Below are 11,681 nucleotides of genomic sequence, written 5' to 3'. Positions count from 1 at the left end.
GGAGTTCGTGGCGTGTGGATGGGGTGGCGGGCATCCCGGCCGGGTTTTCCGTACCGGCCTGGACCTGCCGCCGACGTACGGCGGGTCCGGGTCGCCGCCCCTGAACCGCGTCGTCAGGCGTGCCAGGTGCTCCACGCGTCGGCGATCAGCTCGGTGAGGCCCGATCGCTCGGGAAGCCAGCCGAGCTCTTTCATCGCTCGGCTGTTATCAGCCGTGAGGATCTGCGGCTCCGGTTTGGGCGGCGCCTTGCGGACCGGTACCTGAAGACCGGTCACGGCTTCCGCTGTCGCCACGACCTGCGCCATGCTGGACGCGATGCCGCTGCCTATGTTGTAGACACGGTGCTCGCCCACCCTCGCGGCGGCGAGCGACAGTCGCAGCGCCGCCGCCACGTCGAGGATGTGGACGAAGTCGCGAATCGCGGATCCGTCGCCGTTGAGTGTGATGTACGGCAACTCACCGGTGAGCGCGCGGAATACGTTCGGGATGATACGTGCGGTGTCGGTGTCGGTGCGCCCATTGGCCGTCCCGGCGATGTTGAAGCACCGCAACGTGATCGCGCCGATCGCTCCAGTGGCGGCGTACGCCGCGACGAGCTGTTCCGCCCCGACCTTCGATGCCGCGTAGGGACTTTCCGGGCGGGGTTCCAGATCCTCGCCCAGGGCTCCGACGTACCGCGAGCCGTAGATCTTGTCGGTCGACGCGAACACGAATCGAGCCGGCGGCATCGATTCACGAACGTTGTCGAGCGCCATGAGGAGGTTGAGGGTGCCGACCACGTTCACGTCGTAATACGTCAGCGGGTCGGCGAACGAGTCCCGCCCTCGGGACACCGCGGCGAGGTGGCATACCGCGTCGAAGCGCCCGGCGGCGACTATTTCCCGGATTCGGCCGCGGTCCCGGACATCGCCTTCCACCAGGCCGGCGTCGGCGTGCCGCCGCGCGTCCGCGCGGCTCCGGCTCAGGACGGTGACCCGGTGCTCGGCGGCGAGAAGATCATGGGTGACCGCATGGCCGAGATAGCCCAGACCTCCGGTGACCAGGACGTGCACGTCAGTTCCTCCAGACGATCGTCATGCGACATTCCAGGCCAATAGGATCATCTGGCTAACCGCTTCACCTGATGGACAGCTCCGGGAACGGCACGACGAACGCACCGCCGGCCGCCGAGAAAGCCGCCGACCGGGCGCGGATACTGGCCTCGAAGTTCCAGGCGAACAGCACGCAGTAGTCGGTCGCGTCCGCGACCAGCCGTTCGGAGCTCACGATGGGGATGCCGTCGCCCGGCGTGAACTTGCCCACCTTGCGCGGGTTGTCGTCGACGATCCAGGCGATCTCAGCGCCCACCCCGGCCTGGGAGAGCAGGGTGACGGCCCGTGCCGACGCGCCGTACCCGCAGATCCGCCGACCGACTCTCGACAGACCGCCCAGCACGTCGTTGAGGGTCGTGCAGACCCGGTCGACGCGGTTCGCGAAGCCGTCGAGAAAACCGCCGTCGGGCACCCCCGCGTCGACCTCGGCCCGCAGGATCCGGTCGAACCCCGCCGTCGAGGGGCGGGCATCGTCATCGCGGCCTATCCAGCAGCGCAATGAGCCTCCCTGGGTCGGGATGAGCTCGGCGTCGAACACCGTGAGGCCGTTCGCCTTGGCGGCCTGTACCAGCACATGCAGGGAGAAGTACGAAAGGTGTTCGTGGTAGACGAACTCGAAGATGCCGTGCTGGACCATCGGCAGGACGTGCGCGACCTCGATGACGGCGCAGCCGCCCGGTTTGAGGAGCAGGCGGATCGCGCGGAGGACTCCGTTCACGTCGTTGACATGGGCGAGCACATTGCTGCCCAACACCGCGTCGACGGGTCCGATGTCACTCAGTATCTTCTCGACCGTCTCCACACCGAAATGTGTGGTCAGTGTCGGAATCCCCTGTTCCTGCGCGTAGACCCCCAGCTCGACCGCCGGGTCGACACCGAGTACCCGCATGCCGCGCTCGGCGAAGAAGCCCAGTTGGGTGCCGTCGTTCGAGCCGATTTCGAGCACCTTCGCCCCGGCGGTCAGCCCCAGTCGATCCGTGACCCGGGTGGCCAGCACGCGGCAGTGGTCGACGAGGGCGGGAGCGGCACCCGTGGCGTACCGGTAGTCGGCGAACAGCACCGACCGGGGAACGACGTCCACGAGCTGGACCAGGCCGCACCCGGCGCAGCGCACCAGGTCCAACGGGTACCGGCACTGAGATCGGGCCGCCTCGGCCGTGGGCGCGATGTCGTTGGCGGGCGGAGTCGGGGTGAGCGCGACCACCCGTTCCAGACGGTCGGTCCCGCACACCAGGCACCGGCTGGTGGTGTCCATCAGCGTTCTCCCCTTCCACCTATCGTGTCGCCCAGCCGCCGTGGCCACCGCGCTCGATCCGGCGGAAGGCGTTTCGGCAGCTCACGACAAGTCCTCGATCAGCTGGCGGTCGGAGCTTACGTCCGCCAACACTAGGGGAATTACCTGATCGGCTGAGGCACAATCACCTGAACGGAACCCCTTGGTCTGGGGGAATCACATGATCGCCGACGCCGTGTTTCCGTCCAAGTTGTCCGCCAGAGATGAGGCAGGTAACGCGGATGAAGGAGTATCAGATGCGAATCCTGGTCACTGGCGGAGCTGGGTTCATCGGATCCCATTTCGTACGGTCGATGTTGGACGGCCGGTACCCCGGCCACGAGGACACCCGAATCACCGTTCTGGACAAGTTGACCTACGCCGGCAGGAGGGAGAACCTGCCCGAGGCGCATCCGAGGTTGACCTTCGTGTGTGGCGACATCTGCGACCGGGAACTGCTGGCCGATCTCCTGCCCGGACACGACGGAGTCGTGCATTTCGCCGCCGAGTCGCACGTCGACAGGGCGGTGAACGACGCGGAACCTTTCGTGTGGGCCAATGTGGTGGGCACCCACCGCCTTCTCGAACAGTGCGGGACGAGTGGAATCCAGCGCGTCGTGCACGTGTCCACCGACGAGGTGTACGGGTCGATCGAGCAGGGATCATGGACGGAACGGTTTCGGCTCGAACCCAACAACCCGTACTCGGCGTCGAAGGCGGCCAGTGACTGCCTCGCCCGATCGCACTGGCGCACTTACGGTCTGGATCTGTCGATCACCCGATGCTCCAACAACTATGGCCCCCGGCAGCATCTGGAGAAGATCATCCCCCGCTTCGTCACCCGCCTGCTCCAGGGCCGCGACCTCACGCTGCACGGCGATGGCAGTGCCGTCCGGGAATGGCTGCACGTCGACGACCACTGCCGCGGCATTTCCATGGTCCTCGACAAGGGCCGCGCCGGCGAGATCTACAACATCGGCGGGGGAGTGGAACTCACCAACCGTGAGCTGACCGGCCTGCTGCTCGAACTGGCCGGAGCCGACTGGGATCGTGTCCGCTACGTGCCGGACCGGCGGGTTCAGGACCACCGGTACTCGCTTGACTTTCGGAAGATCACCGAGGAGATCGGGTTCGAACCCGTGATCGATTTCAAAGAAGGTCTCGCGGACGCCGTCACCTGGTACCGGGAGAACCAATCCTGGTGGGCGTCTCTTGACGCGTAGTGATCGAGACCGGAAGCCCCGGTGACGGTTAGCGGGTTGGTGTGCGGAGCGATCCCGCGCGGCGGTGCGATTTCCAGCAGCCCGCCGCACGGGGACACGCGGGTACTCGTGCGCCCACCGTGATCAACGGTCTTCGTGTCCGGAACCGCCGGACCCACACCTGCCGCGATGGCGCCCTGCCCGACCTGGAGCGCACGGGCTCCGGTCATAGCGGATCGGGCGGGCACGCCGCGCTGTGACCGGAGCCGCTTCTACCTGGCCACGAACACGTCCTCGATCGCGCGAACCGCCATCCCCGCCCCGTCTTCCTCGCGGATCGCGGTGCCGAGCGCCCGAGCGCGGGCGGCCATACCGCTGTCGGTGAGCAGGCGATCGAGCGTGCCGCGCAACCAGCCGGCCCTGAGGGCGTGGTGGTGGCGAGGCGGGGGCCCGACGCCGAGCTGCGCGATCCTCCTTCCCCAGTGGAGCTGATCACCTTGGAGCCACACGACCGCCTGCGGGATACCGGCCCGGAACGCCGCCGCGGTCGTCCCGGCCCCTCCGTGATGGACGACGCACGCGGCGCGGGCATAGAGCCACCCGTGCGGGACGAAATCCGCCAGAAAGATGTTGGGCGGCAGCTCCTGGTCTCCGAGCCCCGCCCAGCCGGATTGCAGGACGACACGCCGGCCCAGGCCGCGAACCGCCTCAAGCAGCTGCTTTGTGACCGCACGGGCGTCGAACCCGTTGTTCGAGCCAAAGCCGATCACCACCGGCGGCTCGTCGGCGATGAACGCCGCGAGGTCGTCCGGGGGTACGTACTCCGGTTCCTCGAGAAACCAGTATCCCGTGGTGCGGTAGGTGGACTCGAAGAGTGGATCGTGCTTGAGAACGCTCGGGCTGATGGCGATGAGGTTGAGCAGGCGCGAATGGCTCGCGTCGAAGAGAACGTCGCGCCAGGGCGGAAGGCCGGCCGCGGCGACGACGGGGTTGAGCAGCTTGTCGGTCGCGAGCCTGACCCCTCCGCCAACGACCGACCACGCCAGGGCGTTGCCGACGGGCCCGAAATCGATGTTGTTCGGGCCATGCCCGCGCGCTCGGTGCAGTGGCCAGGTGTGGTGCACGCTCACCTGAGGCGTGCCGACCGCGCGCGCCGCGGCGACCGCGCCGATGGCCAGCGGTGAGTTGATGACGACGTCGGCCTCACGGGCCAGCGCCATCAGCTGCGGTACCGCGGCATGCTGCTCCTGCGCCAGGAATTCGATCACAACCGTCAGTTGCCGCAGCTTGTTCTTCTCGCTGAGAATACGGAGGTAGTTCGCCTGGAATTCCGCCTCGTTCCAAGACGGCCGGCCGGCGAAGGGAACACCGACGGCGTCGGCGCGTGCCGCGTAACCGTCGGAGGCCGAGAGCCTGACGTCGTGGCCCTCCGCGAGCAGGCGCTTTCCGAGGGCGAGAAAAGGCTGGAGATCCCCCTCCGAGCCGACGGTTACTATGAGGACACGCATCGTGTCAAAGCCGGACAGTCGAGGGTCGGATCAGCGGCGGTCGGAGTCGGGTTCACTCTTGATTGCCTCCCTGGATCGGCTGCCGAAGTGACATGTGCGACGGATCCGAGCAGCGATCTTGTTTTCCTGTCCGGCACATCCTGGTGCGACCGATTCCCGGAAATCATTAGAATCACGGCGCCGATGCGGGTGCTCGCCGCCGCACCGGGAAGCGGCACGCCGTCCCTCGTGGCCGGGGGCTTGCTCGTGCCGAGGAGGCGCTCCGTTATGGCCGGACGCCGTAGACCGCCGGCCACTTCGGGCGGGACGTAGGAGCGCCGCCTCGCGTCGTGCTCTGTCTCGGGCGGTCAGTCCACCGCCTTCGAAATACCGCATAACTCCGGCATATCTAATGCAAGGTCACCTAACGGTCATAAATCGCTTTTAATGATCTAAGTCACTAATTTCCGCCTTATTCACCAAGTCCTACTAGGTGTTCTCCTAGAAAAGTGTCCATAGCATCACCCATCGGCAAGGGGCCGGGGTCGGTGCCTGCATTACCGGAGCGGAGGTGGACGATGACGTTTTCCTGGATATCGTCCGAGCCTTCAATCGACAGGTGAGTGTCGGATGCCGGCCGCCTCCCGATGGAAGGTCAGGTCCGCTGCAGATCTCTCAACCTGCATGAAGTGGTCCGCTGGGATCTGACCAAGCAAACCGCTCACAAGAGCCGCGGTCGATTTCTGTAACGGACAAGGAGAGGGCCGGTTATGTGCGGGATCACGGGTTGGGTGTCCTACGACGCGGAGCTGACCGAACAGCAGGCCATGATCGACACGATGACCGCCACCATGGCGCTGCGTGGGCCCGACGCCTCCGGAACGTGGCTGCAACGGCATGTCGCGCTCGGTCACCGAAGGCTGGCGGTCATCGACCTGGAGGGTGGCGTGCAACCGATGGAGTTCGCCACGCCGAACGGTCCGGTGGTCCTGGTGTACAGCGGCGAGGCCTACAACTTCATCGAACTACGAAAGGAACTGCAGGCCCGAGGGCACCGGTTCCGTACCTCGAGCGACACCGAGGTCGTGTTGCACGGTTATCTCGAATGGGGGGAAAGTGTCGCCGATCACCTCAACGGAATGTTCGCATTCGCCGTCTGGGATACCCGTGATCAGAAGCTTGTTATGATTCGCGACCGGCTGGGGGTCAAGCCGCTCTACTACTACCCGACCCGTGACGGTGTGCTGTTCGGATCGGAACCGAAGGCGATTCTGGCCAACCCTCTCGCTCGCAGGGCGGTCGACCTCGACGGGATACGCACGGCGGTGACCGGCATCGGGCAGGGCCAGGCGATCTGGAAGGGAATGTACGAGGTCGAGCCGGGCACGGTCGTCACGGTCGACGCGAGCGGAATCCGCGACAGGACGTACTGGAGGCTCCAGACGGTGCCGCACACCGACGACCGGAAAGGCACGATCGAACGAGTGCGGCAGCTGCTCGGCGACACCGTCGGCCGGCAGCTGATCTCTGATGTGCCCCAGTGCGTTCTGCTTTCCGGCGGGCTGGACTCCAGCGCGATCGCCGGTCTCGCGTCGCCCAGGCTGGCCGCGGCCGGTGGACGGTTACGCACGTTCTCGGTCGACTTCGTCGACCACGTCGATCGCTTCAGGCCGGATGTGTTTCGGACCACCCCGGACGCGCCGTTCGTCAAGGAAATGGTCGACCTGATCAAGCCGGTACACCGGCAGGTGGAACTGAACGCGGAGGATCTGTCCGATCCGACCATTCGCCGTGCCGTGATCACGGCACGGGACACGCCGAACGCGTTCGGTGAAACAGACATCTCGATGTACCGGCTGTTCCGAGAAATACGCGCCGAGTCGACGGTGGCCCTGTCCGGCGAGGCGGCGGATGAGAACTTCGGTGGCTACCAGTGGTTCCACAACGACCTTCGCGAACTTCCCGTCTTTCCTTGGATGGCGGCGGTACTCGGTCCGCAGTCCAGCACCCCCGGCATCATGCCTTTCACCGCGGAAGCGCTGGCGGCCATGGAATTGGAAAGCTACCTGGGAGACCAGTACACGACGGCGGTGGCGGCTGTCGATCACCTCGACAACGCGTCGCGCATCGAGCGCCAGATGCGCGTCATGTTCCACATGCACCTGACCCGGTTCCTGCGGATGCTGCTCGACCGTAAGGACCGTCTCTCCATGGCGGTCGGCCTTGAGGTGCGGGTTCCGTACTGTGATCACCGTCTCGTCGAGTACGTCTACAACACGCCGTGGAAGCTCAAGTCGTTCGACGGCAGAGAGAAGAGCCTGCTGCGGCACGCCGTAAAGGATCTGCTTCCACCGTCGGTGGCCAATCGGGTGAAGAGCGGTTACCCGACGATGATGCATGACACGCGTTACTCGAACACCCTGCAGATTCAGGGCAAGGAGATGCTGGCGGACGCCCATAACCCGCTGTTCACGCTGTTCAACCGGGAATGGCTGAAGTACGCGGTCGAAATGGACTCGTCGAAGATATCGCACGGAGAGAAACTTCTCCTGGACAAAATAATCGACATGTACTACTGGATTGACATCTACTCGCCCGAGTTCGCCCTGTCCTGACCACTCTGCCGTGGGCCGTCCGCCAGGCGGCTCGGCGGTGGACGCGGTGATCGTCCAGCGGGTGCCCGCGGCCGGGCCGTCAGGCGGCTCGGCGGCACCGGAGCACCGGCTTCTAGTGATTTTGCGAGTTGTTGCCGGGGTTCACTGGTCTTCAGTGGTATTCGGCGCAATGAAGGGGCCAATGGATCGTGAGTATCGCCGACGACGTCAGCACCGAATGGGTCCGTCGCTATCATCCGGCGGCGGGGGCGGGTAAGCGCCTGGTGTGTTTTCCGCACGCGGGGGGATCGGCGAGCTTCTTTCGTCCGGTCTCGGCCAGGTTCTCGCCGGGGGTCGATGTGGTGGCGGTCCAGTATCCCGGGCGGCAGGATCGGTTGCGGGAGCCGTGCGTCACCGACATCGGTGTTCTGGCGGATCGGATCGTCGACGAGCTGATCACGTTGTCGGAGAAGCCGACGGTCTTCTTCGGTCACAGCATGGGGTCGGTGATCGGTTTTGAGGTGGCCTGCCGGCTTGACCGCAAAGGTGTCGGTGCGCCGTACGCGCTGGTCGCCTCGGGCCGTCGTGGGCCGTCGACCTGGCGGGACGAGTCGGTGCATCGGCGTGATGACGACGGTATCGTCGCCGAACTCAAGCTGCTGAACGGTACCGATGCCGGCTTGCTGGGTGACGAGGAGATCCTCCGGATGGCATTGCCCGCGCTGCGGGGTGATTATCGGGCGATCGAGACCTACCGTGGGGATCCGGGGCAGCGTATGTGTGGTTCGGTCACGGTGTTGACCGGGGACGCCGATCCGAGGACCACGGTGGAGGAGGCGGAGGCCTGGGAGCGGCACACCTCGGGGCGGTTCCGGGTCCGGGTGTTCTCCGGTGGTCATTTCTTCCTCACCCGGCATCAGCAGGCGGTGAACGAGGAGATCGCCCGGGAACTCGGGGTGTAGCGCGAGACATACGGCAAGGCAGAAGCGGATCTTCAGCGAAGCCTTCCCCGTCTCGCCCCAGGAGGCGGTCGCCACGCCTGTGAACCTGTCGTCACCGGCCACCGAGGCCGTGCCGCGGCGGCGACTCGGTGCTCCTGACGCGGCCGGATCCTGTATCGAGGGAACCGTCCTCGACGTGAACGTTCCCGTGCGGGAACCGACGGCGCCGTGATCGGCGGCCATGGCCTACGTGAGGGTGGGTGACGGATGAACGAGTCTGTCGTGAAGACGCCGGAGGCGACCGCGCCGGAGGGTGCCATCGCGCCTCTGGCGTGGGGTCCCGTTTCGGCCATCGCCGGAGCGGTCGCGGTGTTGCTGCTGGTGACCAGCGGCCGATACGGCTACTTCGCCGACGAGCTGTACTTCGTGGCGTCCGGTGGGCATCTGAACTGGGGATACGCCGATCAGCCGCCACTGCTGCCGCTGATCGCACACGTGATGGACACGCTGTTTCCCGGATCCCTTGTCGCGCTGCGACTTCCGGTGACGGTGCTCACGGCGTTGGGGGTCGTCGTCGCCACCCAGATCGCCCGGGAACTGGGCGGCCGGCGCCGGGCGCAGGTGATGACCGCCGCGGTGTCCGCCATCGGCATGGTCGTCAACGGTCACCTCCTGGCCACGAACGCCTTCGACGCGTTCCTGTGGGCGGTGGTCTCATGGCTGGTGGTCCGCTGGGTCCGGTTGCGGGAGGAAGGGCGGCAGGACGACCGCCCGCTGCTGTGGGCGGGGGTCGCCACGGCCGTCGCCCTTCAGGTCAAGTTCCTGATCCCGGTGCTGTGGCTGGCGCTGGCAGCCGGCGCGCTCGCGGTGGGACCACGGGACCTGCCGCGCAGGCCGCTACTGTGGGCCGGTGCCGCGATCACCCTGCTGACGCTGGTTCCCGGACTGGCCTGGCAGGCCGGCAACGGATGGCCGCAGCTTGGGATGATCCAGGCGGTGTCCGCGGAGGGAAGCCTGAACGGCGGCCGCGCGTTGTTCCTCCCGCTCGTGCTCGCCCAGCCCGGTCTGCTGATCGGGGCCGTGCTGGCCTGGTACGGCCTGTGGCGGCTCCTGCGGTCCACGCTGCTCAGGGCCTACCGGTTCTACGGCGTGGCCGCCGTCGCGGTGATCCTGATCTTCTGGCTGGCCGGTGGCCGATGGTACTACGTGATCGGGCTGTTCCCGGTGCTGTGGTCCGCGGCCGCGGTCGAACTGCAGCGGCGCCGGCCGGCGCGCTGGTGGCGTTGGGTGCCCACCTGGCCGGTCTTCGCGCTGTCGGTGCTGCCGGCCCTCTACTGGCTACCGGTCCTGCCCGCGGCCTGGGTGCAACAGCCCAAGGCCGGCGAGAACCTCGGGGTCAGCCTCATCACGATCGGCCAGTTCGGCTGGCCGGAGTTCACCGACACGGTCAGCCGGGCGTACCGGACACTGCCGCCGGACGAACGGCGGAACGCCGTAGTGATCACCAGCGTCTACTGGCAGGCCGCCGCCATCGAGTTCTACGGCGACGAGCGGGGGCTGCCGAAGCCGTACAGCGGCAGCCGTGGCTACTGGTACTTCGGCATGCCCCCCCAGGAGGCCGGCACGGTGCTGTACGTCGGCGATGAGGGTGAGCGGCTGCGAACGTACTTCGGCGACGTACAACAGGTGGCCACCGTGGACACCGCTCTTGGCCTGGAGGTCGGCACGCGCATCTGGCGGTGCCGCGATCCGCGGGCGTCGTGGCCGGAGCTGTGGCCGGAGTTCCGGCGGTTGACCATCTGAGGCGCACCGGCCGAGGACGCGAGAGGATCGGCCGGTCAGGCCGCCGAGTAGAACTCACGCACCTTCCCGATCACCCGGTCCTGGTCGGACTCGGTCAGCCCGGGGTCGGTGGGCAGATAGAGACCGTCGGCCGCGAAGCGGGCGGCGTTCAGCGCCGGCCAGTCGGGGTTGAAGTACATCGGCTGACGGCTCATGGGCTGGAAGAACGGCCGGGTCTCGATCCCCGCGGCGGTCAGGAACTCCCGCAGTTCCTCCCGCCGCCCCGCCCGGATGTCGTACATCCACAGGACGTCGCGGGGCGGCATGACGGTGATCCCGTCGATGCCGTCGAGCCCGCTGTCGTAGTGCTTCTCGATCCGCTTGCGGATGGCGAGTATCTCGTCGATCCGCTCCAGCTGGGCCAGGGCGACCGCGGCCTGCATGTTGGTCATGCGGAAGTTGTAGGCCAGCTTCTTGTGGATGAAGTCGTGTTCCTTGCTGAAGGCCATGCTGCGCAGGTGGGCCATCTGCTGGGCGAGCTGCTCGCTGTTCGTGACGCAGACACCCCCCTCACCGGCAGTGATGATCTTGTTGGCGAACAGCGAGAAGCACGCGATGTCGCCCACCGGGCGCACGCCGTGCGCCTCCGCCGAATCCTCCACCACCCTCAGGTTGTACTCGTGCGCGAGCTTCATGATCGCGTCCATGTCGCACCGCCGGCCATAGACGTGCACCGGCATGATGACCTTGGTGCGGGGGGTGATCCGAGCCTCGATCAGCGAGACGTCGATGTTGAGGTCGTCGGCGCAGTCCACGAACACCGGCACCGCGCCGGTGTAGGTGACCGCCCACGCGGTGGCGACCATGGTGAACTCGGGCACCAGGACCTCGTCGCCGGGGCCGACGCCGAGCGCCCGCAGCGCGAGGGTGAGAGCGGTCGTGCCCGAGGAGCACGCGACGCCGTACGAGACGCCGTTGTACTGGGCGAACTCCTCCTCGAAGCGCCTGACGAAGGGGCCCTGCGAGGATATCCAGCCGGATTGGACGGCCTCGGTGAGGTACTCCAGTTCCCGTCCTGCGAGGTACGGCTTTGACACCTGATATTCGAACGCCATGGAGTTCCTCACTCATCAGCCAGCCGGCTCGTCGGCACGGGGTGACAAGAGGCGCAAGGAAAGTCCCGCCTTCCCCGCCGCGCCGCGACGCGGGACTCTCCGGACACGCGCCGGGTCGACTACAGAAGAACCCGGGTGGCACTCGTGAAAACACTAGGATCCGCGCGCCACGGGGTATGAGACCGGGCCGGCTCAC

General features: G+C 66.6%; 8 protein-coding genes. 4 read left to right on the top strand and 4 right to left on the bottom strand.

What is annotated here, in order from left to right; all coding sequences use genetic code 11:
• Positions 1 to 113 precede the first annotated feature (113 nt).
• Positions 114 to 1,052, bottom strand: a complete 939-nt coding sequence (locus tag ACFQVD_RS15105) for an NAD-dependent epimerase/dehydratase family protein (RefSeq protein WP_343967955.1) — start codon at positions 1,050 to 1,052, stop codon at positions 114 to 116.
• Between the two features lie 64 nt (positions 1,053 to 1,116).
• Positions 1,117 to 2,346 carry a class I SAM-dependent methyltransferase gene (locus tag ACFQVD_RS15100; RefSeq protein WP_343967952.1) on the bottom strand — a complete coding sequence of 410 codons (1,230 nt, stop codon included), beginning with the start codon at positions 2,344 to 2,346 and terminating at the stop codon, positions 1,117 to 1,119.
• 275 nt (positions 2,347 to 2,621) lie between these two features.
• Here ACFQVD_RS15100 and rfbB point away from each other — a divergent pair, with 275 nt between their 5' ends.
• On the top strand, positions 2,622 to 3,587 hold the full coding sequence (rfbB, locus tag ACFQVD_RS15095; protein WP_364158575.1) for a dTDP-glucose 4,6-dehydratase: 966 nt from the start codon (positions 2,622 to 2,624) through the stop codon (positions 3,585 to 3,587).
• 251 nt (positions 3,588 to 3,838) lie between these two features.
• Here the strand turns inward: rfbB and ACFQVD_RS15090 are convergent, their stop codons facing one another.
• Positions 3,839 to 5,074 carry a glycosyltransferase gene (locus tag ACFQVD_RS15090; protein WP_343967949.1) on the bottom strand — a complete coding sequence of 412 codons (1,236 nt, stop codon included), beginning with the start codon at positions 5,072 to 5,074 and terminating at the stop codon, positions 3,839 to 3,841.
• Between the two features lie 770 nt (positions 5,075 to 5,844).
• On the opposite strand from ACFQVD_RS15090, the gene asnB reads away from it, so the two are divergent.
• From asnB to ACFQVD_RS15075, 3 genes are all read left to right on the top strand, one after another.
• Positions 5,845 to 7,668 carry an asparagine synthase (glutamine-hydrolyzing) gene (asnB, locus tag ACFQVD_RS15085; RefSeq protein ID WP_449343692.1) on the top strand — a complete coding sequence of 608 codons (1,824 nt, stop codon included), beginning with the start codon at positions 5,845 to 5,847 and terminating at the stop codon, positions 7,666 to 7,668.
• A gap of 188 nt (positions 7,669 to 7,856) precedes the next feature.
• Positions 7,857 to 8,609, top strand: a complete 753-nt coding sequence (locus tag ACFQVD_RS15080; RefSeq protein ID WP_343967945.1) for a thioesterase II family protein — start codon at positions 7,857 to 7,859, stop codon at positions 8,607 to 8,609.
• A 246-nt stretch (positions 8,610 to 8,855) separates the two neighbouring features.
• Positions 8,856 to 10,391: a glycosyltransferase family 39 protein gene (locus tag ACFQVD_RS15075; RefSeq protein ID WP_343967943.1), complete on the top strand. Its 1,536-nt coding sequence runs from the start codon at positions 8,856 to 8,858 to the stop codon at positions 10,389 to 10,391.
• A gap of 35 nt (positions 10,392 to 10,426) precedes the next feature.
• On the opposite strand, the gene ACFQVD_RS15070 is transcribed toward ACFQVD_RS15075, so the two are convergent.
• Positions 10,427 to 11,485: a DegT/DnrJ/EryC1/StrS family aminotransferase gene (locus ACFQVD_RS15070; protein WP_343967941.1), complete on the bottom strand. Its 1,059-nt coding sequence runs from the start codon at positions 11,483 to 11,485 to the stop codon at positions 10,427 to 10,429.
• Positions 11,486 to 11,681: the final 196 nt, after the last annotated feature.

Origin of the sequence: Streptosporangium amethystogenes subsp. fukuiense, assembly GCF_042665875.1 — a bacterium.
Taxonomy (GTDB): Bacteria; Actinomycetota; Actinomycetes; order Streptosporangiales; family Streptosporangiaceae; genus Streptosporangium; species Streptosporangium fukuiense.
Note: the sequence above shows the minus strand (reverse complement) of the source record. Positions and strands in the feature narration are given on the sequence as shown.